Annotated in this window: 22 protein-coding genes and 1 pseudogene; 5 read left to right on the top strand and 18 right to left on the bottom strand. The window is 72.1% G+C overall.

What is annotated here, in order from left to right:
* Positions 1–94: 94 nt before the first annotated feature.
* The 13 genes from XM48_RS02110 to XM48_RS02050 form a co-directional block, all read right to left on the bottom strand.
* Positions 95–5,590 (bottom strand): CARDB domain-containing protein, encoded by a 5,496-nt coding sequence (locus tag XM48_RS02110; RefSeq protein WP_046454126.1) that lies wholly within the window; start codon positions 5,588–5,590, stop codon positions 95–97.
* 231 nt (positions 5,591–5,821) lie between these two features.
* The gene (locus tag XM48_RS02105; RefSeq protein ID WP_046454125.1) at positions 5,822–6,388 is read right to left on the bottom strand and encodes an NADPH-dependent FMN reductase; all 567 of its coding nucleotides are present in this window, start codon (positions 6,386–6,388) and stop codon (positions 5,822–5,824) included.
* Positions 6,389–6,470: 82 nt separating this feature from the next.
* The gene (locus tag XM48_RS02100) at positions 6,471–8,066 is read right to left on the bottom strand and encodes an Ig-like domain-containing protein (protein WP_046454124.1); all 1,596 of its coding nucleotides are present in this window, start codon (positions 8,064–8,066) and stop codon (positions 6,471–6,473) included.
* A gap of 99 nt (positions 8,067–8,165) precedes the next feature.
* Positions 8,166–8,495 carry a hypothetical protein gene (locus XM48_RS02095; RefSeq protein ID WP_156174900.1) on the bottom strand — a complete coding sequence of 110 codons (330 nt, stop codon included), beginning with the start codon at positions 8,493–8,495 and terminating at the stop codon, positions 8,166–8,168.
* Between the two features lie 2 nt (positions 8,496–8,497).
* Positions 8,498–9,121, bottom strand: coding sequence for an Asp23/Gls24 family envelope stress response protein (locus XM48_RS02090; protein WP_046454131.1), 624 nt, complete (start codon positions 9,119–9,121; stop codon positions 8,498–8,500).
* On the bottom strand, positions 9,118–9,684 hold the full coding sequence (locus XM48_RS02085) for an RNA polymerase sigma factor (RefSeq protein ID WP_046454122.1): 567 nt from the start codon (positions 9,682–9,684) through the stop codon (positions 9,118–9,120). The genes XM48_RS02090 and XM48_RS02085 overlap by 4 nt, the downstream gene beginning before the upstream one ends.
* 103 nt (positions 9,685–9,787) lie before the next feature.
* Entirely contained in the window at positions 9,788–10,054 is a 267-nt protein-coding gene (locus XM48_RS02080; protein WP_046454121.1) for a GlsB/YeaQ/YmgE family stress response membrane protein, read from the bottom strand.
* A 119-nt stretch (positions 10,055–10,173) separates the two neighbouring features.
* Entirely contained in the window at positions 10,174–10,389 is a 216-nt protein-coding gene (locus XM48_RS02075; protein WP_046454120.1) for a hypothetical protein, read from the bottom strand.
* 42 nt (positions 10,390–10,431) lie between these two features.
* The gene (locus XM48_RS02070; protein ID WP_046454119.1) at positions 10,432–11,049 is read right to left on the bottom strand and encodes a hypothetical protein; all 618 of its coding nucleotides are present in this window, start codon (positions 11,047–11,049) and stop codon (positions 10,432–10,434) included.
* Positions 11,046–11,609 carry a hypothetical protein gene (locus tag XM48_RS02065; protein WP_046454118.1) on the bottom strand — a complete coding sequence of 188 codons (564 nt, stop codon included), beginning with the start codon at positions 11,607–11,609 and terminating at the stop codon, positions 11,046–11,048. Before XM48_RS02065 ends, XM48_RS02070 begins: the two co-directional genes overlap by 4 nt.
* Positions 11,606–11,953, bottom strand: coding sequence for a hypothetical protein (locus XM48_RS02060; RefSeq protein WP_046454117.1), 348 nt, complete (start codon positions 11,951–11,953; stop codon positions 11,606–11,608). The genes XM48_RS02065 and XM48_RS02060 overlap by 4 nt, the downstream gene beginning before the upstream one ends.
* Positions 11,950–12,141 (bottom strand): DUF2273 domain-containing protein, encoded by a 192-nt coding sequence (locus XM48_RS02055; RefSeq protein WP_046454116.1) that lies wholly within the window; start codon positions 12,139–12,141, stop codon positions 11,950–11,952. The genes XM48_RS02060 and XM48_RS02055 overlap by 4 nt, the downstream gene beginning before the upstream one ends.
* Complete coding sequence (locus XM48_RS02050; protein WP_046454115.1) at positions 12,138–12,581, bottom strand: Asp23/Gls24 family envelope stress response protein; 444 nt, start codon at positions 12,579–12,581, stop codon at positions 12,138–12,140. The genes XM48_RS02055 and XM48_RS02050 overlap by 4 nt, the downstream gene beginning before the upstream one ends.
* A 167-nt stretch (positions 12,582–12,748) precedes the next feature.
* On the opposite strand from XM48_RS02050, the gene XM48_RS02045 reads away from it, so the two are divergent.
* Positions 12,749–13,309 carry a dihydrofolate reductase family protein gene (locus XM48_RS02045; RefSeq protein ID WP_046454114.1) on the top strand — a complete coding sequence of 187 codons (561 nt, stop codon included), beginning with the start codon at positions 12,749–12,751 and terminating at the stop codon, positions 13,307–13,309.
* A gap of 7 nt (positions 13,310–13,316) precedes the next feature.
* Here XM48_RS02045 and XM48_RS02040 read toward each other — a convergent pair whose 3' ends face one another.
* Entirely contained in the window at positions 13,317–13,889 is a 573-nt protein-coding gene (locus XM48_RS02040; RefSeq protein ID WP_046454113.1) for a TetR/AcrR family transcriptional regulator, read from the bottom strand.
* A gap of 86 nt (positions 13,890–13,975) precedes the next feature.
* Here XM48_RS02040 and XM48_RS16800 point away from each other — a divergent pair, with 86 nt between their 5' ends.
* Positions 13,976–14,719 carry a siderophore-interacting protein gene (locus tag XM48_RS16800; RefSeq protein ID WP_052961236.1) on the top strand — a complete coding sequence of 248 codons (744 nt, stop codon included), beginning with the start codon at positions 13,976–13,978 and terminating at the stop codon, positions 14,717–14,719.
* 30 nt (positions 14,720–14,749) lie between these two features.
* Here the strand turns inward: XM48_RS16800 and ribB are convergent, their stop codons facing one another.
* Entirely contained in the window at positions 14,750–15,382 is a 633-nt protein-coding gene (gene ribB / locus XM48_RS02030; RefSeq protein ID WP_052961235.1) for a 3,4-dihydroxy-2-butanone-4-phosphate synthase, read from the bottom strand.
* Between the two features lie 170 nt (positions 15,383–15,552).
* Here ribB and XM48_RS18405 point away from each other — a divergent pair, with 170 nt between their 5' ends.
* Positions 15,553–16,779 (top strand): MFS transporter, encoded by a 1,227-nt coding sequence (locus XM48_RS18405; protein WP_046454112.1) that lies wholly within the window; start codon positions 15,553–15,555, stop codon positions 16,777–16,779.
* A gap of 41 nt (positions 16,780–16,820) precedes the next feature.
* On the opposite strand, the pseudogene XM48_RS18585 reads toward XM48_RS18405, so the two are convergent.
* Positions 16,821–17,519 (bottom strand): annotated as a pseudogene (locus tag XM48_RS18585) (helix-turn-helix transcriptional regulator); the annotation flags it as partial.
* A 137-nt stretch (positions 17,520–17,656) separates the two neighbouring features.
* Here XM48_RS18585 and XM48_RS02020 point away from each other — a divergent pair.
* Positions 17,657–18,490, top strand: a complete 834-nt coding sequence (locus XM48_RS02020; protein ID WP_046454111.1) for a sulfite exporter TauE/SafE family protein — start codon at positions 17,657–17,659, stop codon at positions 18,488–18,490.
* 55 nt (positions 18,491–18,545) lie between these two features.
* Here the strand turns inward: XM48_RS02020 and XM48_RS18580 are convergent, their stop codons facing one another.
* Positions 18,546–20,588: an Ig-like domain-containing protein gene (locus tag XM48_RS18580; protein ID WP_156174899.1), complete on the bottom strand. Its 2,043-nt coding sequence runs from the start codon at positions 20,586–20,588 to the stop codon at positions 18,546–18,548.
* A 162-nt stretch (positions 20,589–20,750) separates the two neighbouring features.
* Here XM48_RS18580 and XM48_RS02010 point away from each other — a divergent pair, with 162 nt between their 5' ends.
* Positions 20,751–23,513 (top strand): LuxR family transcriptional regulator, encoded by a 2,763-nt coding sequence (locus XM48_RS02010; protein ID WP_046454110.1) that lies wholly within the window; start codon positions 20,751–20,753, stop codon positions 23,511–23,513.
* A 47-nt stretch (positions 23,514–23,560) separates the two neighbouring features.
* Here the strand turns inward: XM48_RS02010 and XM48_RS02005 are convergent, their stop codons facing one another.
* The gene (locus XM48_RS02005; protein WP_052961233.1) at positions 23,561–24,667 is read right to left on the bottom strand and encodes a molybdopterin-dependent oxidoreductase; all 1,107 of its coding nucleotides are present in this window, start codon (positions 24,665–24,667) and stop codon (positions 23,561–23,563) included.
* Between the last annotated feature and the right edge of the window lie 132 nt (positions 24,668–24,799).

The following is a 24,799-nucleotide window of genomic DNA, read 5'->3' as shown; positions in this document are numbered from 1 at the left end:
GCCTGACGGTCCCCGGTGGAGCGGCGCGCTCCGAGACACGACGCGGCCCCGCGGACCCGTCTGGTCGGGTCGGCGGTGCCGCGTCGTCCGGACGCTACTCCGTTCCGTCGAGCGCGGCTTCGGGCTTCCGCCGCTGGCGCACGAAGAGCAGCAGCACACCGGCCGCGACCGCGAGCAGGGCGACGATCCAGCCGGCCCAGAGCAGGGGGCCGCCGGTGGTGGCGAGCCCCGCCAGCTCGACCGTCGCGGTGGCCGCGGCGGTGACCGTGGCGGTGCCGGCGGTACCGCTCGCCGTCGCGACGTTCACGACCTTGCCCGCCGCGACGTCCGCGACCGTCAGGCGGTAGGCGATGGGACCGCACTCCGCCGTCGCGCCGGGGGCGAGCTCGCCCAGACCGCAGTCGAGCGTGCCGCCGAGCTTGGGGTCGGTGATCGCGACCTTCGTCAGCGTCGTGGTACCCGTGTTCGTCACGGTGAAGCGGAACTGCACAGTGTCCCCGGCGTCGACCTTGGCGTTGCCGTTGGTGTCGGCGTAGTCGCCGCCCCGCTTCGTGAGCGCGATCGCCGGCTGCGCGCCGAGCGGCGTCACCACGGTGTCGGTCGCGGTCGGAGGATCCGTGCGGCTCCCGTTGCCGGTGACCGTCGCCGTGTTCCGGATCTTGCCCGCGTCGATCTCGGCCTGGGTGATCACGGCCGGGGGTCCGTCGCAGACCATCGCCTCGCCGGGGGCGAGCGTGGTGGTCGGGCAGTCGATCGGACCGCTGAGACGCGGATCCTTCACGATGACGCCCTTCAGCGTGGTCGTGCCGGTGTTGGTCACGGTGAAGGTGTAGGCGATGGTGTCGCCGGCGTCGGTGCGCCCGTTCCGGTTCGCGTCGACTGTCTTCGCGGCCGACTTCAGCAGCGAGATCCCGTCGACGCCCTGGAGCTTCACCGTCGCCTCGGCCGAGGCGTCCGCCCGGGCCCTGCGGGATTCGCCCGTCACCGTCGCCGTGTTGTGCACCGAGCCGGAATCGACATCGGCCTGGGTCAGCCGGTAGTCCACCGGGCCGCACACCGCTTCCTCCTGCGGCGCCAGTTCGAGCCCGTCGAGCGCGTCGCACACGACGGTCCCGCCGAGCTTCGGGTCGTCGAGCACGATGTCGCGCAGGATCGTGGTCCCGGTGTTCCGGATCGTGAAGGTGTAGCCGACCGTGTCGCCGGCGCCCACGCGATCGTCCGCGCCGCGGTCGACCGGGCCCGGCGTCTTCGTGAGCGCGATCGACGTGACGCTCTCGAATCGGACCTCGGCGGAGGCGGAATCCCCGACCTGGCCGATCGGGCTCGTGCCGGTCGCCGTCGCGGTGTTCGGACGGCTCTCGTTCTCGAGGTCCTGCTGAGTGAGCGTGTAGGCGAACGGCCCGCAGTTCGCGCTCGCGCCGGCGGGCAGCTCCGCGAAGGTGCAGATCGCCGCCTCGCCGAGCAGCGGATCGGCGATCTTGACGTTCTGCAGGGTCGTGTTGCCGATGTTGTCGACGCGGAACGAGTAGTCGACCGTGTCCCCCGCGCTCACGCGACCGTCCGTGTTGGTGTCCCGGATCAGCCCGACCTGCTTGTGCAGGTCGATGCCGGCCGTCCGTTCGATGTCGGCCGAGGCCGCGGCGGTGTCGTCGACGGTGCCCGTCGGGGACTTCGCGACGACCTTCGCCGTGTTCTTCACCACGCCGCCGTCGATGTCCTGCTGCGTCAGCGTGTAGGCCACCGGCGCGCAGGCGACGGACTGGCCGGGTGCGAGTTCGACCCCGTCCAGCGCGGGGCAGGCGACCGCGCCGCCCAGCATCGGATCCGTGATCTTCGCCTGCTTCAGCGTCGTCGTGCCGGTGTTCGTGACCGTGAAGACGTAGGAGATCCGGTCCCCGGCATCGACATGGCCGCTGCCGTTCGTGTCGGTGACCTTGCCGGCGACCTTCCGCAGGGAGACGGCGTCGACGGCGGGGATCGTGACGTTCGCCTCGGCGTCGTCATCGGCCGTGCCGCGAGCGGACTGCGCCACCACCGAGGCCTCGTTGTGGACGGTGCCGCGGTCCAGGTCCTGCTGGGTCAGCGTGTAGGCGACGGGCGCGCAGGCGACCTCGCCGCCCGGCGCGAGCGAGGCGGGGAGCTGCGGGCAGGCGACCGCGCCGCCCAGCATCGGATCGGTGATCGCGGCACCCGTCAGCGAGACGTCCCCGGTATTGCGGATCGTGAACGTGTAGGCGACCGTGTCGCCCGCATCGATGCGCCCGCTGCCGTTCGCGTCTCGCGGAGCTGCCGCCGTCTTCACCAGCTCGACGCGCGGCGCCCCCGCGACGGGGACCGCGATCGTCGAGCGGTTGTTGGACTCCACCGGATCCGGCGTGGTCGAGGAGACCGTGGCAGTGTTCGAGAGCCTGGAGTCCTTGGTCGCCGGGTCGACGGTGCCGGTCACCGTGACGGTGAGAGTGGCACCGACCGCGAGGGTCCCTGCGGCGCAGTCGAGGGTCGAACCGGTGATGGTGCAGCCGGGGGTGCTCGTCCGCGGGCTCAGCAGCGCCGCGGGCAGCGGATCCGAGACCCGCACGTCCGCCGCCGCGCTTGGCCCGGCGTTCTTCACGACGATCGTGTAGGTCACCTGGCCGTTGAGCGGCGCGGGGTCGTGCGAGACCGTCTTCACGATCGACAGGTCGGCGGACGGAGTGACCGTCACCGTCGCGCTGTCCGTATTGTTCGTCGGGTCGGGATCCGGGGTCTGCGAGGTCGCGACGGCCGTGTTGGTCGCTTCGCCTTCCATGGCGGTGCGCGCGGTCACCTGCAGCGTGGCGGACTTGCCCGGGAGCAAGGTGCCGACCGTCCAGCGGGCATCGGCATCGGACCAGCTGCCGGTCGAAGGCGTCGCCTTCGTGATCACGAGCCCCGCGGGGATCGCGTCGTCGACCACCACGGCCTGAGCCGCCGAGGGTCCGCGGTTGGCGACGGTGATCGTGAACTCGACCGTGCCGCCGAGCGGCGCCTGTGCGTCCGAGACCGTCTTGGTGACGGCGACGTCCGCGCTCGGACGCAGATCGACGTCCGCGGTCGAGGTGTTGTTGTCCGCATTCGGGTCGGGCGTCGCCGAGGTGGTCTCGGCGGTATTGCGCACGGTTCCCGTCGCGGTCGTGCTCCAGGTCCCGGTCACGTGCACCGTGACCGAGGCTCCGGGGGCGAGGTCGCCGAGCGCGCAGCTCAGGGTGCCGGCCGCGATACCGCATCCGGCGAGGTCCGCACGGGGCGATCCGAAGTCCGCTGGCAGCGTGTCAGAGACGGTGGCTCCGCGGGCGACGGACGGACCGTGGTTCTGCACCGTCAGCGTGTAGGTGAACTCCGAGCCGGGCACGCCGGTGGACGGCGCGGTCTTGGTCACTCCGAGGTCGGCGCTCTGCACGATCTCGACGTCGGCGGAGTCCGAGTTGTTCGCGGGGTTCGCATCCTTCGCGGGAGACACGATCGAGGCGGTGTTGGTGACCGTCCCGGCCGGCGCGTCGGCGGCCACCGCGGTGTGCACGACGATGTTCGCAGTACCGCCCGCGGCGAAGGTCCCCCAGGTGCAGGTGACCGTGGTCGGGGTGAAACCGCAGTTCGCCCCGCCCGAGGGATCGACCCCGGTGACGGTGAACCCGGCGGGCACCGTGTCGCTGAGCACCGCGTTCACCGCGTCGGAGGTTCCGAGGTTCTCAGCGGCCAGGGTGAAGTCGACCGCACCGCCGGCGGAGACCTGCGCGGTGGATGCCGTCTTGGTGAGCGCCAGGTCGGCGATCACGTCGGGCTGGAAGCTCGTCGAGTCGGCGTTGTTGCTCGGGTCCGGGTCGCTCGTGCTGCTGGTCACGCTGACCGAGTTCTGCACGACCGCGGTCGCGCCAGCCGCGATCCGCACGGTGACCGTGGTGACGACGGTCTCGCCGACCGCGAGCGTGCCCATGCGGCAGGTGAGCAGGGTCCCCGACGGGTTCTCGCAGGTCCCCTTCCCCGGAGTCGATCCGACGAAGACGGTCTGGGGATCGAGCGGATCCGTGAGCACGACGTCGCGCGCCTCGGACGGTCCCGCGTTGTGCGTCGTGAGCGTGTAGGTCACGTTCTGGCCGGCCACCGGATCGGCGGGAGCGAAGGTCTTCTGCACCGAGACATCCGCCTCGGTCGCCAGCGTGCGCGAGGCGCTGGCGGTGTTGTTCCCGAGGTCGGGATCCGTGCGCGAGCCCGAGATCGTCGCAGTGTTCGACAGCGCGGCTCCGGGATCGCGCGACGGCACGACCGTCCCGGTGACCCGGATCGTCTCGGTCTGCCCGACGGCGAGGTCGGGCAGCGAGCAGGTGATGACGCCCGCGGTGATGGCGCAGGATCCGGCGCTCGTCGTCGCGGATGCGTTCGTCAGGCCGTCGGGAACGGGATCGGTGACCTTCACCCCGGTCGCCGTCTGCGGACCGTTGTTCTTCGCCGTGATGGTGAAGGAGGCGGTCCGCCCGGAGACGAGCGTGCCCGCGTCGAGCACCTTGGTGATGGTGAGATCCGCCGCAGGATTCACCGGCGTCACGGTCTGCTGGCTCGTGGAGGTCCGGTCCTGGTTCACGACGGCGTCGCGGAACGCCACGTTCGCCTCGTTCGTGACGTTCCCGCCCGCTGCAGAGACCTTCACCTTGGCGTCGAAGGTGTAGCTCGTGCTCGAGCCGACGCCGATGGATCCGCCCGCGGCGGCGTTCCCGCCGTCGCCGAGGCGCACCTTGACCGTACGATCGCCCGACCCGTACTCGCCGCGGTCGTCGCCCGCGGCATCGGTGAGCGAGCCGGCGCCGGGACCGCTGGCGATCTTGATCGACCCGGGAACGAAGTCCAGCCCCGCGTCGAGGCGGTCGCTCGAGACCGACTGCAGCGCCGGGTTGCCGCCGTCGTTGCGGGTGGTGACGGTGTAGCGCAGCACGTCGCCGACCTCGGCGGTGGTGCCGCCGCGGCTCAGGTTGGTCACCGACTTGGTCGTGATCAGGCACGGGCCGGTACCGAAGGTGATGTCGTCGAGGAAGTTGCCGACCGAGGCGTTCCCGCCGGCCGAACTGACGGCCTCGAAACCGAAGCGCGTCGTGGTCTGGCCGGCCGGCACGGTGTAGGTGCCGGTGTGGCTGCCCCACGCGGAGGTCCCGTCCGAGAGGTTCGGCCCGTTCTGCACGAGCGTGCCGTTCGGCGCGCCGATCACGACGCGCATGACGTCGGTGCCACTGCGTCCACGGTGCTTGAGGGACCAGGCCAGCGTCTGGCCCGGGGTCGTGGCCACGTCCTGGAAGAGCATGCTGGCGCTGTTGGCGTTCAGTTCGGCGAACTGCCGCCCCGCCCCGGCGGGCACGCCCTGGAAGCCGCTGCTCCAGATCTCGATCTGCTTCTGACTGTCGTTGGTACCCCAGCCGGGAACCGCGCTCTCGGCGAGCATCCGGTACGTCGCGTTCGGGATCGCCGGCGACTCGAAGCCGCCGTTCGTGAGCGCGACGGTGCCCTGGCAGCTCGTCGGGTCCTGGGCGGCCGACGCGGGTGGCGGCGCGACCGCTTCCGTGGCGACCGTGAGCCCCGTCGCCACCAGCAAGGTGGAGACGAAACCGGCAACGGCTCTGGTGACGGCACGACGTCGTTCTGAACGCAAGAGAGTCCCCCCGGATCTCACCGGTCCCTCCCCCGAGGCCCGGCTGGTGATTCAGAGGAAGAATAACCGGTCTGGGAGAATCCTGCTCGCCCACCCGGTTTCCAGGTACGGTTCAGGAAACGACCGAGGGGCCGGCATCCGCGGATGCCGGCCCCTCGCGTCCTCCGATCAGACGACCGGGCTGAGCGTCTTCGCGGTGTGCGTGTGCAGCGCCTTGAGCCACGAGAGCAGGAACTCGGCGGTCGACTCGTTGGTCACCTCGCCGTCCTCGGTGATCAGCCCCTCGGTCATGTGCAGGTACGCCTCGGGCTGAGCGAGCTCGGGCGAGGCGAGGAACGACAGGATCGAGCGCAGGTGCTGCTGGGCGACCGCGGTGCCGATCGCGCCGATCGACGTGCCGATGACCGCGGACGGCTTGCCCGCGAAGCTGTTCTGGCCCCAAGGACGGCTCGCCGTGTCGAGCGCGTTCTTCAGCACACCGGGCACCGAGCGGTTGTACTCGGGGGTGATCACGATGATCGCGTCGGACGCCTCGATCTGGCGCTTGAAGTCCGCGGCCTCGGCCGGGATCGCGGCGTCGTGGTCGGCCGAGTAGAACGGCAGCCCGGCGATCGGGATCTCCGTGAGATTCAGATCGGCCTGCGGCGCGAGCTTCACGAGCGCCTTCGAGAGGCGACGGTTGATCGAGGTCGAGGAGATGCTGCCGACGAGGAACCCGACGTTGTACGTGGTCATAGGATGACGATCCTTCCGAGATTTCTATCCAGATGCATACATGGCAACGGGGTCCCCCGCGGCGGCATTCCCGATCCGCGGACTATTTTTCGGAGTTCGTCCGTCGGCGCAGCGCGATCCCGGTCGCGCCGAGGCCGAGCACGATCGCCGCCGCGCCCGCGATCCAGAACGGGATCAGCGCGTCACCGCCCGTGGTCGCGAGCTTCGGCGTCGCGGGCGGAGTCGTCGCGGTCGGCGGCACCGTCGTAGGTGGCACGGTCGGGACCGGAGGCGTGGGCGTGGGCGGCACGACCGGGTTCGCGAGGTTCGTCAGCACGAGTTCGACTCCCGCGGTCGTCACCGGAGTCACCTCGTAGGCGCCGCCGCCGACCGGCCGCACCCCGGTTCCCGTGAGCACGGGAGTCCCCCAGGCGACGCCGTCGATCTTCGGCAGATCGACCTCCTCGATCACGAAGGTCGATCCGAGGGGCGCACGGTCGCTCTTCACCGGCTGACCGGGTCGAAGCGTCATGGTCTTCGGCGCGTCGTTCGTGCCCTTGACCGTGTACTTCACGCTGAAGCTCTGGTTCTGCGCGGCAGCGGCCTGCGCACCGTCGAGCTGCTTGACGATGGTGAAGCGGGTGAACTGCTTGCCGCTCGCGGTGCCGCCGCCCTCGTTCTTGACGGTGAATGCCGACGAAGTGGTCGTGTCCTGCACCGTCGCGGTGTTGCCGAAGACGTCGCCCTCGAGCACCTGCCCGTCGGCCTGGGTGAAGTAGTTGAGGCGGTAGCTGAAGCCGTCCGCGGGTAGTCCCTGCGCCGAGAACTCGAACGACTTGTTGTCGGGCGCGAACTTCACCGAGTAACGGGCGGGATCCACCGGCGTCCACTCGCCCACGAACTGACCGTTCTGCACGGGACGCTGGTTGAGCTGCACCTCACCCGTGTAGCTGTGGTTCTCCTGCTTCGGGTCGAGGGCGTCCTTCACCGTGAACGCCCCCGCGGCGACCGAGCTGCGCGGGATCCCGATGACCCACTCGATGCGCCCCTCCTTCGCGGTGGCACCGCCGAACTTGTAGGGCTGATCGGGCTCGGTGAGATCCTCGGGCGTGATCCCGCCCCCGCCGGGCAGGTCGACGATCTCGACCTTCCCGCCGACCTCGAACTCGACCGTCTCGCTGGTGGTCGACTGCGTCGCGACCCCCTGCATCCAGAAGTCGCCGCCGACACTCTCGAGGCCGTTCACCGCCGAGGTCAGCGTGCACACGACCTGCGGGCCGGAGCCGTCGCTCGCCTGGCAGGTCGCCATCACGACGCCGGTCGACGGATCCGCGAGCTCGAAGGAGCCCGACCCGTAGCGGCTGAACTCCTGCGGCAGCGCCATGCCGAAGGTCTCGCCGGCCTTCGCGCCGTTCGGCACGGCCCAGTCGGCCGAGATCCGCACCTGCTCCCACTGGCTCAGCGAGCCCGAGCCGCCGCTGTCCTTCGCGATCGAGATGTTCGAGATCGCGTCCGGGTAGGTCACGGTCGGTGCGGCCGCTGCGACCGGCGCCGCGATGGCCGGCGCCGACACCCCCAGAAGCCCTGCGGCGAGCGCGAGCGCCCCCGCGAGGCCGCTCAGTCGGCGGAATCCGCCGGCTCCGCTTCGCTTCGTCCTCCGCGCACCGTCGGCGCTTCCCTGCCATTGCGTGTTCTGCATCGTTCCCCCTGGTGAATCCTGTTCAGGCATACGGAGGTAACACGGGAATCGAACCGGATCGTGACGCGATCCCTCGCGGCTCCCAGAGAACTGCCAGGCTCAGTCGACGCGGTCCGCGATGTGCACGACGGTGAGGCGGAGCGCGATCCCCCGCTCCGCGGTGACCCCGCGGAGCGCCTCGTGCACGTGCTCGAGCGTCTGCGGAACCCCGGCACCCGCGCGCACGCCGATCGCGATCTCCACGTACCGCTCACCGTCCCGCTCCGAAAGCTCGGCCAGCGGGGCCGCCCCATCGCGGACCCCGATCGCCTCGGCCCCGAGCTGGAGCGCATTCGTCAGCACCGAACCGGAGCGGTACAGATCCTCGACCTCGGGCACCGCCCGGACGATGGCCTCGATCTGCGTCAGCAGTTCCGCTTGCCGTTCCACGTTCACCGCTCCCCCTCGTTTCGAACCGCCGACGGCCTGACGTCGGACACCACTACGTCGATCCCGGTCACTCGCAATCGGGTGTGCGTGCGCAGCCGGACCGAGATCTCGCTCCTCAGCCGGTCCACGAGCCGGGGAATCGGTTCGCCGTAGGGAACGCTGATCTCCACGCCGACCGTGACGGGTTCGCCCGGCACGGTCACGTCGCCGAGGAGTCGGCACCGCCCGATCACGGCTCCGGGAACGGCGCGCTCGGCTCCCCGCACCAGGCCGCGCACCGCTCCCTCGGTGATGCCCAGGTCGACGCCCGGCTCGGGTGCGGGCAGCGGGATCCGTCGCCCGGCTCGAGCGTCGAAGGCGATGCTCGAGAGGATCCGCTGCGTCCACCCGGCATCGGGCTCGGGCTCTTCGCCGGCATCGGCCTCGAGCATCTCGTCGGAGAGCAGCCGGAGGCGCTCGAGCGCGTCGAGCGCGAGGCGGCAGCCTGCGGATTCCTCGATCGACGGATCCAGCGGCAGCCGGCCGGCGTCGAGATACTCGGAGAGCTCCTCGATCGTGTGGCCGTCGAGGTCGTCCGGTCCGCGCCCGAGGTCGCTGAATCCCGGGATACGTGCGTCGTCGTTCATCGCCATTGCTCCATCCGCACGATGATGTGCTTGCGCGCTCGGGCGAGCAGCCCGCGCACCGTCGAGACCGATAGCTCGAGATCGGTCGCGATCTCCTCGTAGCTCGACCCGCCGAGTTCGCGGAGCACCCAGCACTGACGCTGCGCCTCCGGGAGCTCGGCGAGCGCGTCCCTGAGCGCGCGCATGCCGGCCCGCGCCTCGGCCCTCCGCGGAGGGGCCGCGTGGTCGGGGGCGGCCTGCTCGATTTGATCGAGGTCGATCTGCTTCCGCGTCGCGCGGATGTGATCGATCGCGGTCCGGCTGGTGATCCGCATCAGCCAGCTCTTCACTTTGCTGAGGTCCTCCAGCTCGGGGATCCGGTGCCAGGCCGTGATGAAGGTCTCCTGGACCACGTCGTCGACCTCGGCGCTCCCCGAGAGGATGCGTCGCGCATACGCGCGCATCAGCGGCGCGAATCGCCGCACCAGCACCGCGAACGCCGCGGGATCCCCGTCGGCGGCGCGACCCGCCACGATCCGGTCGTCAGCCGCTTCGAGCGCGGCGGCGGCCTGTTCCATACTCATGCTGCTCCTTCGGACGAGCCCCCGGAGATGAGGTTCGGCACGCGGGCCGATCTCCTCATCCTCTCGAGGGCCCGCCCTCGCGGACGATGATTGTGCTCGGTCGCTAGTCGCGTGCCCGACGGCTGGTGAGCATTCCGTAGATCAGCAACACGATGATCGATCCGCCGATCGCGAGCAGCCAGGTCGAGAGCGAGAAGAAGGATTGCAGATCGGTGTTGAAGATCAGCCCGCCCAACCATCCGCCGAGCATCGCCCCGACCACGCCGAGCAGCAGCGTGGCGAACCAGCCGCCCGCCTGCTTGCCGGGGAGGATGAGTTTCGCGATCGCTCCCGCGATGAGACCGAGGAGCAGAAAACTGAAGAATCCCATGATGGGCTCCTTTCTAAGTGGGTCGCGCGGAGCTTCTCCTCCGCGCGATTCGTACGGTTTCGTGGGTTGTCCGGTGGTACCGGCCGAGTGCGCCCGGGTCGCTCCGTCGCACGGCCGCGCTAGTTTCCGAGCAGGCTCTTCCGCGTCCGCTCGAGCGATTTGCCGAGGTTCTTCGCCGCGCGTCGGCGGGATTTCCTCGCCGCGGGATCGTTCCACAGCCGCTCCACCTGGTGGCGCAGGTCCTCGTAGTTCTTCCCGCGGGACTTCGCGGATTCCACGCCGACCAGGTAGCCGGCACCCGCGACGATCGCCAGGATCAGGATGTTCTTTCGCATGTCTGTTCTCCGTTCCGTGTTTCGTGCCCCGCTCAGGGCGGGCTATCGCACCCGGGTTCTCGCCCGCAGCCGGTCCAGCCAGCCGAGGTCGGCGAGGTGCAGCACCACCGGTATCTCCGGGGTTCCGGCCATCCGGTCCCACTCCGCGGTCGCTCGATCGGCCGCGCGCAGCACCTCGGACAGGTCGGCACCGCGGCGCACTTTGATGGTGAGCTTCATCGCGGGGGCACGCCTCACGCGGGCCGCCTCGCAGTCGGCAGAGATCACCTCGGCCCGTCCGCGCAGCGGCCCGGCGAGCATCGCGTCCGCGACGCTGAGATCCACCGAGGTCTCGCCGGCCGGACCCTCCTCGCGGAGGACCGTGCGAATGCGTCCGCCTCCGCGGGTGCCGATGAACAGCACCGCGCAGATCGCGATGACGACCGCGATCAGGCAGGCGAGCACCAGTGCGCCGGGCACTCGGCCGGTGCCGGGGAGCGCGATCGCCCAACCGTTGACTCCGCTCGCGACCGCTCCGAGCCCGTCGTCCAGAGCACGGAGCGGACGCTCGGCCCATCCGGGCCGGAGGACGGTGAGCAGCAACCAAGCCCCGGTTCCGCACAGCGCGGCTCCGGCCAGGAGCAGCACGAGACGGTTCAGCACCCGATTGGTGGCGTTCACGACACCGCTCCTCGTTCGGCGACGGTCACCCGGATCTCGGATCGGAACCCGACGCCCCGCAGCACCGCATCGGCGGCGTCGCGGGCGGCGGCCTCGTCGACGGGCACACCGCTCGTCGGGACGACCCCGACTCGCATCGTGCGCCGCCCCGCGGTGACGGACACCCGGGTCGGGTCGACGCCGATGCGGCGCGCGACGCGTTCGGATACCGCGTCGGCCAGCACCCCGTCATCGACCAGCAGCGCATGTCGATCACCGATGCGGGCTCGCCGGTTGCGGTGCCCGGGCAGGATCGCTGCGGCCCACAGCAGCACCGCGAGCACGAGGAGCACCGCTGCCGAGGCGGCAACGGCGGCCGCTGCGGGCGATCCCGCCTGCGGCACCTCGACCGTTCGAAGCCCCGCACGCAGACCGGGATCGAACAGCGCCCACACCGAGAGCACCGGGACCGCGAGGGCGATGATCAGCAGCAGCGCCACCACGAGGACCGCGGGACCCGTCCGTGCCGGATGCAGCTCCCGGCGGATCACTCGTCGGGCGGCACGCGCGTCGGTCGTCATGTCACACGTCCTTTCCGAGCATCGCACACTCCCGCGAAGCGGACGTCGACCGAGGCCACGTCCCGCTCCGCGAGCGCGCGCATCCCTTCCGCGAGCGCGGTGCGCAGCGCGCTACCGCGCTCGATCAGCGTGTCCGGCATGCCTGCCTCCATCGCGACCGGCACGACCACCGAGGCCGCCAGGCGTCCCGCACGATCCGACAGCGACACCGACACCGACACCGACGGTACGCGCGCGTTCTCGCGCACGAGTGCGACGGCCAGCCGGTGCAATGCGCGACCGGTCAGCACCGTGCGGCCGGGTATCGAGGCCGTCTCGGAGACGACGCGATCCTCGCCGTTCACGATGAGGATCGCCTGCCTCGGAACGCGGCTGCGACGGCCCGTAGGTCGAGGCGCCCGTCGATCACCCGACCGACGGCCGCGCCGATCAGCATCGCGACGGCGACCAGCACGAAGGCCCAGAAGCCGAGCACGATCCAGGTCAGTGCCAGCACGGCCCCGGCCGAGGCTCCGAGCACGGTGGCGTTCACCGGACTCGCGCCTCCTGCTGCTCGTCGTCCTCGTCGTCCGACGGAATGTGCACGTCGTTGACGGTGACGTTGACCTCGGCGACCTCCATGCCGACGAGCTCCCGCATGGCTCGGGTGATCGCGGCCCGCACCTCGTCGGCGACCCGCTGCAGCGAGGTCGGGTACTCGGCGACGATCGTGACGTCGACGGCGACCTGCTTCTCGCCCACCTCGACGGTGATGCCCTGCGAGAGATCGGCGGTGCTCAGCGCTTCGCGGATCGCGCCCACCATGCGGGCGGCACCGCCGCCGAGCGCGTGCACTCCGGCGACTTCGCGCGCGGCGATCCCCGCGATCTTCGCGACGACACCGTCCTCGATAATGGTCTTCCCGGGGAGATCCGCGGTTCCGGGATCCGCCGACTGGACCTTGGGCTGAGTCGCGCCTGAAACATTCGCCATGATGCACTCCTTCATCTCGTACTCGCACCGTTCAGGCGGGTTGCCCGAACCGGCGACACTCATAGGACGCGTCCCGAGGGGCGGATGTCACAAACTTCTTCGCAGCGTTCAGTCACGATGTCCGATCGGCGCTTGCGCGATCCGCGCTGCGAGCGCACCATCGAGGAATGCTGACCATCTCGATGAGCGTCTCGCTCGACGGGTTCATCTCGGACCGCTCGGGCGGTCTCGACTGGGGCGCGCCGAGTCCGGAGCTCTTCGCGTTCCAGCTCGAGCACGTGCGCTCGCTCGACGCCTACCTGCTCGGCCGGCGCCTGTACGAGACGATGCTCGTCTGGGAGACCGATCCAGGGATGCGTTCGACTCCCGCGAGTGCGGAGTTCGCGGACGTCTGGGCTGCGCTGCCGAAGACGGTGTTCAGCCGGAGCGGGGTCCGGGTCGACGGTGCGGCGCGACTCGCGGACGCCCCGCTCCGCGAGGAGGTCGAGCGCGCCCGGGGCGACGGCGGCACTCGGACGGTGTCGATCGGCGGCGCCGATCTGGCCGGCCAGGCGTTGCGCCTCGGCCTGGTCGACGAGGTCCGCCTGCTCAGGTGCCCGGTGATCCTCGGCGGCGGGACCCCGCTCTTCCCGGAGCTCGCGTCGCCGATCGCGGCGGAGCTCGCCGAGATCCGGCGGTTCGAACCCGGCATCGTGTTCGAGCGGTACCGCCTTCCGCGCGGGGCCTGATCCGCGGCTACCGAGCGAGGAAGCGCGCCGCCATGCGCTGCAGCTCGGTGCGTTCGGCGGTGCGGCCCTCGGCGAGGATCCGGTACACGAGCGGCCCGACGAGCTCGGCGACGAGGGCGTCGGTGTCCGGTTCGGCGGCGAGCGCTCCGTGCGCCCGCGCGCTGCCGATGACCGCGCGCGCGGCGTCGCCCAGCACGTCGGTTCCGCTCAGCAGCTCGGCCACCTTCCGGTCGTGCTGGGCCTCGCCGAGCAGTGCACGGTAGGCGAGCCCGGCGTCGGATCGGGTGAGGAAGGTCGTCAGTGCGACGAGGAACGCGGTCACCTCGGACTCGGCGTCCGCACCGGAGCGCACGGTCAGCTCGCGCGCCGCGTCGGCGGCGCTCGCCTCGAGCAGGATCTCGGCCTTCGAGGACCACCATCGGTAGACGGTCTGGCGGCCGACCCCTGCGCGTTCGGCGATGCCCTTCATGGTCATCGCCGCGTAACCCTCCTCGACGAGCATGTCGTCGACGGCTCGGAGCACGGCGAGCCGGGCGTCCTCGCTGCGCGGACGGCCGAGTGGGCGGGTGCGTTCGGTCATGCCCCGACCCTAGCACTTTCGGTGCTTGATGTTCCGAAACTGTCGGGATACGGTTGCAATACACCTTGCCTCGAAAAGGAGCCCCCATGCACCCCGCATCCGCGAACGCGGCGCGCCCCGCGCGACGCCCCACGACCTCACGCGAGGTCGTCGTCACCGCCCGCGAGCAGATCACGGAGCACATGCTCCGCCTCACCCTCGGGGGCGACGACGACCTTGCACCGGTCGTGCACGGCACCCCGGGCTCCTGGGTGAAGCTCTTCGTCCCCGACCCGGGCGACCCGAGCAGGGCGGGCGAGCACGGGCGCGCCTACACGGTGCGCGGGTTCAATCCGATCAGCAACGAGATCGACATCGACGTCTTCCTGCACGACGGCGGCACGATGCCGCGCTGGGCGGAGAGCTGCGCCGTCGGCGAAACCGCCCGCGTCGGCGGCCCCCGCCCGAGCGGGGCGCCGGGTCGGGACGCCGCCTCGATGCTGCTCTTCGGAGACGAGACCTCGATGCCCGCGATCGCCGCGATCCTGGAGCGGGAGCGCGGGCACCGCCCGATCCACGCATGGATCGAACTCGCCGACGACGCCGACCGGCAGGAGATCACGCTCTCGCGCGGGGCCGGGATCACCTGGCTCCGGCGCGAACCGGCCGCCCCCGGAACCGCCCTGCTCGAGGCCGCCGCCCAGCAGCGGCCCGAACCCGGCACGGGAGTCTGGTTCGCCGCCGAGGCCGGAGCAGCCCAGCGGTTCCGCGGACTGGTGCGCGGCCTGGACCTCGCCGACCTGCACGTCCAGGGCTACTGGCGCGCCGGCGTCGGCGACTACCGCGAGTAGCGGCTCACGCGACCGGGGCCGCCGAGGCCCCTACGCCCCGGTCGCTCCGCCCGCGATGACGTGCTCCCGCACGGCGGCGACGGTCGTGATCGCCATCCCAGCGAAGCGCTCGCTCCGGAGCACGTCGTCCAGGCGGCGCATCTCCCCTTCGTCGTCCACCAGTTCGGCGAGCACCCCGACCGGACGCAGGCCGGCCAGCCGGAGGAGGTCGATCGCGACCTCCGTGTGCCCACCGCGCCCGCGCACCCCATCGGGATGCGCACGCAGCGGGAGCACGTGCCCCGGACGGATCAGATCCCGCGGCCCAGCTTGCGGGTCGGCGAGCACGTGCACGGTGCGCGCGCGGTCCGTCGCGGAGATCCCGGTACTGCCGACCGACCGCGCATCGACGGTCACGGTGTAGGCGGTCCCGCGCGGATCCTCGCTCTCCGCCACGAGCGGCGGGAGTTCGAGCAGATCGGCGCGCTCCGCCGTGAGCGGCGCGCAGAGCAGTCCGGAGGTCTGCCGCACCATCCATCCGATGGTCGCCGCGGTGGCGAGTTCCGCCGAGACGATCGCATCGACCTCGTTCTCGCGCGACGCATCGTCGGCGACCAGCACGACCCGCCCCGCCCTGAGCTGGGCGACGACTTCGGGGACCGGGGTGAGCACTCGCTTCTCCACGTTCGGGAGACCTCCTCTTCGCACGCAACGAGACTGGGTGTCTCGTTATTGCTCTCAGAACATCAGGGCACCGTGCCCCGCAAGATGCGATCCTCAATTAATGAGACACGGTGGATTGAATTGGTGTTACCATTTCGAGGCATCTTGTCTCATTTCTAAGGAGCACTCCCATGTCTTCCCCGACCACGCTCTCGTCGCCGCAGACCGCCGCCCACGTGGCGCCCCGGCGGGCCGTCGTCGCGACCGCCTTCGCTTTCGCAGTGACGATGATGGGCACCACCATCCCGACCCCCCTCTACTCCATCTATTCGGCGGAGCTCGCCTTCTCGCCGCTGACCGTGACCGTGCTCTTCGCCGTCTACGCGCTCGGCGTCGTGGGCGCGCTCTCCCTGTTCGGCCGCCTCTCCGACGACCTCGGACGCCGGCCGGTGCTCCTGATGGCCGTCGGGCTCGCCCTGTTCAGCGCGATCCTGTTCCTGCTGCCGCCGTCCCTCCCGCTGCTCATCGTCGCCCGCGTGATCTCCGGGCTCGGCGCCGGCCTCATGAGCGGCACCGGCACCGCCGCCGTCATCGACTTCTTCCCCGCGGAGCGGAAGACCGCCGCGGGCACGCTCGCCGTCGCCGCGAACACCGGCGGCCTCGCACTCGGCACCTTCCTCGCCGGTCTCCTCGCCGATGCGGTGCCCTTCCCCCTGGCCGCGCCCTTCATCGCGCACCTCGTGCTGTGCGCCCTCGCACTGATCGGCCTCGCGGTGTGGACGCCGGCCCCCGCCCAGGGCTCCCGCGGGTCGCTCCGCATCCGCCCCCGTCGTCTCCGCGTCCCGGCCGAGATCCGCGGCTCCTTCGTCCGGGCCGTTCTGGCCGCGGGCACCGGTTTCGCCGTGACCGGAGTGCTGACCGCGGTCTCGGCGCTGTTCCTCGCGAAGGAACTGCACCTCGCGAGCCACCTGCTCGCCGGATCCGTCGTCGCGATCGCCTTCGCAGGCATGGCCGTCGGGCAGCTCATCGCCCGCCGACTGCGCCCGCGCACCGCGTTGGCGATCGGTTGCGCGGGCCTCGTGCTCGCCGCGGCGGCGCTCGCCCTCGCGCTGGCCGCGGCGCTGCTCGCGGCGCTCCTCGCGTCCGCCGTCCTGCTCGGCATCTCGGGCGGCCTCTGCCTGAACGCGGGGATCGCGACGACGGTCGAGCAGGTACCCCCGGCGCACCGTGGGGAGGTCTCGTCCTCCTTCTTCGCCGGGATCTACCTGATGCTCGCGGTGCCGGCGGTCGGCGTCGGGCTGCTCGCGGGCGCGATCGGCCTGCGCCCCGCTGGCCTGGTCTTCGCCGCGGTCGTGGCGGTGCTCGCCGCCGCGGTGGGCGTCGTCGAGCTCGTCGGCACCCGTCGCGCGAAGCCCTGATGGTCCGCCGTCCCGGCCGGGCGGGCGCTCGATCGCAGCCGGGACGGCGGCACGCCGAACGCTCGGGTGACGGCCGCGGTGAACGATGCGGGCGACGCGTAGCCGAGCTCCGCCGAGACCTCTGTCACCGTGCGCCGCTCCAGCATCGGCAGCGCTGCCAGCAGCCGCGCCCGGGCCCGCCACGCAGCCGGAGAGACCCCGGCCGCTTCCCGGAACCGACGATCGAACGTCCGCCCGCTCATGGCCGCGCTCGCCGCCCATTCGTCGTTCGTCACGGCGAGGTCCGGGCCGCTCAGGAACGCGCGGCACAGCTCGCGGAACGGCTCCTCCGCCGGCACCGTCACGTGGAAGGGCAGCGGCGCTCCGGCGCGGAGCTCGTGCAGGATCAGCCCGATCACCGCGCCGTCGCGCCCCGAGACGTCGTAGTCGATCGCGAACCGGCTGGCCTCGCTCAGCAGCTCCCGCAGGAGCGCCCCCACCTCGACCACGGTGCACCGGGTCGGCCACCACGGGACCGCGGCCGGCTCGATGTAGAGGCTCCAGGTCGTTACCCCGTCCATCCGTACCTCGTGCGGCGTTCCGGGCGGGATCAGCACGGCGCGGTCCTCGGGGACGACCCAGGATCCGTCGTCGGTATCGACCCGCATCACCCCGTGCACGCCGTACAGGAGCTGCGCCCGACGATGCGCGTGCCGTGCCAGCAGGAAGTCGGGCGGGTACTCGGTCCCGATCGGCAGCACGTCGACCGGGAGCCGATCGACGGCTTCGAGCGATCCGTTGAGCACGGTCCCACCCTACGCTCGATCTGGCCGGAACTCGAAGAAGTGTGTCCGACCTTCGATTGCCGGTACTCGCCCGTCAGCGATGGACTGGACCGGTGCTCGTTTCCCTCGCCCTCATCGTCCTCATCGGCATCGCCGTCGGTATCACGACGGCGCTCTTCGGCTTCGGCGGCGGCTTCGTCGCCGTCCCGGTGATCGCGCTCTTCGACGCCGATCTCGGCGCTCGGGCCATCCCCGTCGCCACCGCGACGTCCGCGCTCGTCATGCTCGTGAACGGCATCGTCGCGACGGCCTCGACCGACCACCGGACCCTGGCGCGATTGCGCGGGCGCGGGCTCCTGGTCGCGCTGCTCGCCGCGGGCGGTGCCGCCGGTGCCGCAGCGGGGCGGTTCTCGCCCGAGTGGCTGATCCGCTGGGGCTTCGTCGCCTACGTCGCGATCACGATCGCCGATCTCCTGCTGCGCCCGGGATTCCTGCGCCGTACGCAGCGTGATGAGCGCGACGCGACGCCGCGGGCGCGGAAGGCCGGCGGTGTCCCGGACTCGCTCGGCTTCGGCATCGGCGCCGTCGCGGCCTTCCTCGGCGTCGGCGGCAGCGTGATGACGGTCCCCCTGATGCGTCGCGCGGGAACCTCGATGGCCGTGGCGGCGACCCTCGCGAACCCGCTCACCGTGGCCGTGGTCGCCCCGGCGTTCGCGGTCTCGCTGCTGCTCCCGCCGGGCCTCGGCCAGGCGGGGGCAGCGACGGCATCCGTCCCCGGCCTGGTCGGTTCGGTCGACGTCCCTTCGGCTCTGGCGCTGCTCGTCGGTGCGATCCCCGTGATCGTGCTGCTGCGCCGGAGGCCTCCGCGGATCCCCGACAGTGTGCACGCCTGGACCTATCTCGCTCTGCTCGCCGTTTCGGCGGGCGCCGTGGCGCTGGCCCGGTGACAGGGTCACCGGGCCAGCGCCTGAGCCGCACCGAGTGCGGCGCGGCCTCCCGTCGCTATCGACGCGGTGCCGTCGCGCCCCGGCGACGGACCGCGGCCGCGGTCACCGCTGCCGCTCCGCAGATGATGGCGAGCACGCCCAGCGCCGCAGCGGGCGCCGATGCGGAGTCGATCCCCGTCCGCGTCAGCACCGCGGGTCCGCCCGCGACGAGCGGTGCCGGGGTCGGCTTCGGAACCTGCGGCACCGGAGGTGCGGCGGTCACGACGATCTTCACCTCCGCGCTACTCGATCCCTCGAACGACGCGTCTCCGGCGTAGGACGCGCGCAGCACGTGCGTTCCGACGGCCAGGTTCTTGAGCTCCACGGTTGCGGGATCCGCATCGCCGACGGGGATCCCGGCTCCGTAGGGAGCGCCGTCGAGGGTGAGCTGCACCGACCCGCCGGGCTCGATGACCGCGGGCGACAGGACGCCGGTCGAGACGGTCGCCGTGGCCGTGGCCCCGACCTGGACCGAACCGAAGTCGAGCCCGAGCGCGGTCGTCGTACGCCCCTTCGCCGCGTCGATCGAGAGCGTGCCCTGCGGCGCCGCCGAATAGTCGGCGTCGCCCGCGTAGTCGATCGTGAACTCGGAGGTGCCCGCGGCCCAGGCCGGATGGAACTCGAAGGATCCGTCCGCGGCGATCGGCGCCGTCCCCAGCACCCCGCCCCCGGTGGAGACGGTGACCGAGCCGGTCGGGGCCGCCGGATCCGCGGCACGGGCGTCGGTCGCCGCAGCGGTGGGGGTCCCGGTCTCCGGTTCGGTCTGCGGGGCCGGACCGACCAGCACGCGGCCGGTGATCGTCAGGGGTCCACCGACCTGCGCGGGCGCGGCGCCCGCGAGGTCCGCGAAGTGCGTCGGGGCCGGATCCACGATCTGGGTCAGCGTTCCGGTCGTCGGTGCGAACGGCGCATCGCCCGGATCGTATGCGAACTCGAGCGCGTGGGAGCCGACCGCGGTGACGAGCCCGGGGAAGCTCGCGGTGCCGTCCGCGGCCACGAGAGCCGTGGCGATGTCGGTGCCGCCCTCGGACGCCGTGACCGTGCCGGTCGGCACCGCGCCGCCCTCGGTGTTCGCGACCGTGGCCGTGATCGTCGCGGGAGTGCCGTAGACGGACCGGCTCTGCGTCGAGACCGCCGAGAGCGAAGTCCCCTGCTCGATCGTGTACGAGAGCTGCACGAAGCCGTTGCCGCCCCAGTAGCGCTGGTCCTGCAGCAGCTGCACGCCGGCGCCGGTGTCGATCCAGCTCTGTCCGCCGGCACCGCCGCCGCCACCGCCGCCGCCGGCCTTGCCGCCGCCACCGCCGAAGCCCGCGTTGATGCCGGCTCCGCCACCACCACCGCCACCGCCGGAGGAGCTCTTCCCGGCGTTACCGCCGCCGGTGCCGTTGCCGCCGTTGCCCGCGAAGCCGCCGCCGTTGCCGTGCCCGGCACCCGTGCCGTTCTCGCCGCCCTGGCCCGAGGCGCCGCCCACACCACCGCGGTAGTCGACGAAGGCTCCCCCGAGGCCGCCGCCACCGCCACCGCCACCGCCGACGACCAGCTCGTGGTCACCGGCAGCCGTGCGGATCCGCACGGCGCTCGCACCGCCGCCACCGCCGCCCGCATGCCCCTCGAGCGAGCCGGTGTTCCCGTTGCCGCCGCGCAGCCAGCCGGCGCCGCCGCTTCCCGGGTTCGACTTCGATCCCGTGGGGCCGCCCATGGTGCTCGTATAGAAGACGAGCTTCTGCCCCGGCTCGACGGGGACCCGGGCGAGCAGCCGTCCGCCGGCGCCGCCCGCCCCGTCGGAGGTGATCGACCAGTCGGTGCCCGGGAAGTTGACGGATCCGCCGCCGCCGCCGGCCGAACCGGCGACGTCGACGGTGATCGCGTGCACGCCCGCGGGCACGGTCCACTCCTGCCCCGAGAGCGATCCGATGGCGAAGGGGGCGACTTCGGTCGCGGCCGCGGCGGGAGTCGCCGCGGCGAACCCTCCGACGAGTGCGGCGGCGACCAGCGTCGTGCCGGTGACGCCCGCGGTGAGCGCGCGCCGCCTGCGGGCGGGAGGACGGAGGCCGAGCATGATCGGTCCTTTCATCGAGAGACGTTTCCGATCGGAATCTAGGTCGCGGCGAGGGCTCGTTCCCGCGCGGGACGCGAAACCTATCCGTCGCTGATGGGCGCGGTTGCGAGTAGCATCAGCACACGCACCGCCGCACCGGGCGGCACCCCCGAGAGGATTCCGATGCATCCCGCGCCCGCAGCGATCCCGCACCCCGCACTCGCCGCGGAGGATCGCCCCGGCGCCGTGCTCGACGCCGCGCGGCGGACCCGCAGCGCCCTGGTCGCCGTCACCGGCCTTCCCGGGGTCGGCAAGAGCACCTGGGTGCGGCAGCTGATCGAGGCCGGATCGGGCCGGGCGCGGATCATCGCCACCACGGCCGACGCCTTCGAGCAGTCGCTCCCCTTCGCGCTGGCCGACAAGGTGGCCCGCGCCGCCGGGATCCGCGAGGGCCTGCTCGACGCACCGACCGCGCTCGACCTGCTCTCCGCCGGGCGTGCGCTCCTGCCCGCGCTCACCCGCGGCGTCTCCTCGGGCCGACCGCTCTGCGTCATCGTCGACAACGCGCAGTGGATCGACGACGCATCGGCCGGCGTGCTCCGCTTCGTGCTCGGCCGCGTCGCGCACGGCGGGCTGCTCGTCGTGCTCAGCGGGCACGCGCCCCGGGTCGGCGGGCTCGCGGAATCGATCGTGGCCGCGGACCCGACCGCCTGGGGCGAGGTCCGACCGCTCGCGATCGACCCGCTCGACGCCCCCGAAGTGCGCGAGTACGCCTCGCGCGTGCACGGACGCGAGATCTCGCTCCGGCTCGCGGAACGGATCAGGGACCTCTCGGGCGGACTCCCCGTGCACATCGACGCCCTCGTCGCGGGCATGGAGCGCACGGCGCCGGACCGCAGCCACTGGGACGAGGACGTGCAGTTCCCGAGCATCCCCGAGAATCCGTTCCACACCGTCGGCACGGGCGCCACGTCCGCGATCGCCACCACGGTGGAGATCGCGTCGGTGCTGCGCGGATCGCTCGAACGGCACGAACTGCTCGGAGTCGCGCACCGGCTGGGCGAGTCCGCCGACATCGCCGGCGCACTCGCGGCAGGGCTGCTGGTCACCGCGAGCGACCAGCGGATCGCCCCGTTCCACGACCTGTACGCCGCCGACGTCGCGACCCGCATCGACCCCGCCAAGCGCCGCGGGGTGCTGACCGCCGCCGCGGACGCCCTGTCGAGCACGCACCGGGCGCTCGTCTGCCGGCTCGACGCGGCCGAGGAGCTCGACCCGCTGCTCCTCGCCGAAGTGCGCACGACCGCCGCAGGGGCGGTCTCCGAGGGCCAGCCGGACCGGGCGATCGAGTATCTGCGCCGGGCATCCGCACTGGCGGACCCGCAGCTGCGCGACGAGCTCGTCGTCGAGATCTGCATCCTCGCGGCGGCCGAGCTCGTCAGCCCCTCGGTGCTCGACCTGCTCCCCGAGCTCGAACGGATGCCGAGCTCGCCGCTGCGCGACCTCGCGCTGCTGCAGACCCGGCAGATCACCGGGGACATCCCCTGGGCGGCCGAGTTCGCCGCGGGCCTGCTCGCCGCCTCCGTCGCGCACCCCGACGCCCGCACCCTCGAGCTGCACACCGCCATGCTGGCGGTCATGATCCAGCTCACCACCGGCGACTACGGTCCGCTGCCCGCACTGCTGGACCGCACACGCGACCTCGCCGACGCGCTCGCGGCGCACCCCGCGGCCGTCGCCGACCGTCGCCTGCTCCCGCTCCCCTCGCCCGCGGAGGTCGGACTGCGGGCGACCGCTCTGCTGGTGCTCTCGACCGAGCGGCTCGGACTCCGCGAGCGCACCGAGGCGGAGCTCGACGCGCTCGGCGCACGGATCGGCGCGGCCATCGATTCCCCCGCGCTCTCCGACGCGCTCGTCTGCCGTGCCGGGCACCTCGGCGGGATCGGTCGGATCGCGGAGGCCGCGACCGATCTCGAACGCGTGGCCCGGCTGCGCGAGTCCGGCGTCGCCGGGTGGAGCATCGGCCATGCCCGTGTGCAGCAGGCCTACTGCGCCTGGCTGCTCGGCCGCACCGCGGAGGCCGCCGAACGCCTCGAGGAGGCGATCGCGACGGTGCTCGACAGCATCGACGTTTCGGCCCGGCCGCTCTCCTACCTGCTGCGCGCCGTGCTGCACGCCACCGCCGGCGACACCGAGGGGTACGAGCGCGACCTGCGCACGGCCGCCGAGGTGACGGTCACGGCCTACGACACCATGGGCGTCGAGCTCGAGCTCCTCGCCGCGGTGGTCCGCGCCCGCGCGCAGGATCGGCCGGAGGAGGTGCTCGAGATCCTGTCGGACGAACGGATCGGCCCCCGCTGGCTGGCAGGGACCTCGATCTTCACCTACCGAGTCGATGCGCTCGCCGCGCTGGGTCGTGCCGAGGAGGCGGACCGCGAACTCGCGCGGCTCACCGAGCTGGCCGGAGACTCGTGGGAACCGATCTTCGGCGGCCTCGACTGGCTGGAGGGTCGGGTCGCCGAGGCGTACGGCCTGCACGACCGCGCGATCCGCGCGTACCGGCGCGCGACGAAGGACGGGCTGCCCGGGCCCCGCGCCCAGGCCGCGTTCGACGCCGGACGGCTGCTGCTCGCTTCCGGCGAGGGCGAGGCGGGCGATCGCATGCTGGGCATCGCGGCGAAGGGCTTCGGGCCGCTCGGCGCCCACGACGCGCTCCGCCGGATCTCGCTGCTGCGCGATGCCCCCGCGTCCGAGGCGGACCGCGCGCTCGCGGGCCTCAGCGGCCGCGAACGGGAGGTCGCGGTGCTGGCCGGATCCGGGCTGACCAACAGCGAGATCGCGGAACGCCTCTACCTCTCGCCCGCGACCGTGGCGTTCCACATGCGCAATGTGCTGGCGAAGCTCGGGCTGCGTTCGCGCCGCGAACTGCGCGGCCTGAGCCGCTGATCCGACGGGACGGGAGCTGAATCGGGTCCCGGGTCTCCGACGCCGGGTCAGTTTCCGACGGTCACCGGGATCGTGTGCCAGCCCGTCGCGCCGTTCGGCGCGGGCGGGGCGATCTCGCCCGTCTGCACGGTGCCGTCCCGCGCGATCGCGCGGCAGCGGATCTCGTGCCGGCCGGCATCCGCCGCCCACGGCAGGCTCCACTGCACCCACGTGTCGTTCGAGATCGCCGGGGCGAGGGTCGCGCGACGCCACGGACCGTCGTCGATCCGCACCTCGACCGCCGCGACACCCACGTGCGGCTGCCAGGCGATCCCCGCGATCGCCGTCTCGCCCGCAGCGAGTGTCCGCCCGGCCCGCGGCACGTCGATGCGCGACTCCAGCTTGATCGGGCCGCGCGCCGACCAGCCGCGTTCCGTCCAGTAGGCGGTCGCCCGGTCGAAACGGGTCACCTCGAGATCGGTGACCCACTTCGTCGCCGAGACGTAGCCGTACAGGCCGGGCACGACCATGCGCACGGGGAATCCGTGCTCGAACGGCAGGGGTTCGCCGTTCATGCCGATCGCGAGCAGCGCGTCGCGATCGTCGGTGAGCGTCTCGAGCGGCGTCCCCGCGGTGAACCCGTCGACCGAGGTCGAGAGCACCATATCCGCGCCGCTGCTCGGCTTCGCGCGGGCCAGCAGCTCGCGGATCGGGACTCCGAGCCAGACGGCGTTACCGACGAGATCGCCGCCGACCTCGTTCGAGACGCACGACAGCGTCGCCGTCGTCTCCGTCATGGGCAGCCGCAGCAGCTCGTCCCAGCTCAGCTCGACCTCCCGTGCGACCATGCCGTGGATCCGCAGCTTCCAGCTCGCCGGGTCCACCGTCGGCACGACCAGCGCCGTGTCGATCCGGTAGAACTCCGGGTTCGGAGTGATGAGCTTCGTAATGCCCGGCACGTCGAGCTCGGCGCCCGCAGGGACCGCGGGCCCGGGCGTCGCCGGGCGCGGCAGCCGGACCGCCTTGCGCACGTTCGCCACCGCGGCGGATCCGGCCCGCGCGGCCGTGCTCGCGATCGCGAGCGCGATGCCGACCGCGGCGGTGCCGCCCGCCCAGACGAGGAAGCGGCGACGGGAGGGTGTGGGGGTCCGGGCCGGATCCGCCTGGTGCGGCACCGCCTGCGCGATCGGCGCGGGCTCCGGGAGCCGATCCCGCAGCAGCCGGAGCGCGCCCGCGGCGGCGACGCCTGCGAGCAGCGGCGGGGCTCAGTAGATCTCCGTGGCTTCGGCCCGCGTGTGCGACAGTCC

The organism is Leucobacter sp. Ag1, from assembly GCF_000980875.1.
In the GTDB taxonomy this organism is placed as follows: domain Bacteria; phylum Actinomycetota; class Actinomycetes; order Actinomycetales; family Microbacteriaceae; genus Leucobacter; species Leucobacter iarius.
The sequence above is the reverse complement of the archived record's forward strand: the minus strand, read 5'-3'. Positions and strand labels throughout refer to the sequence as shown.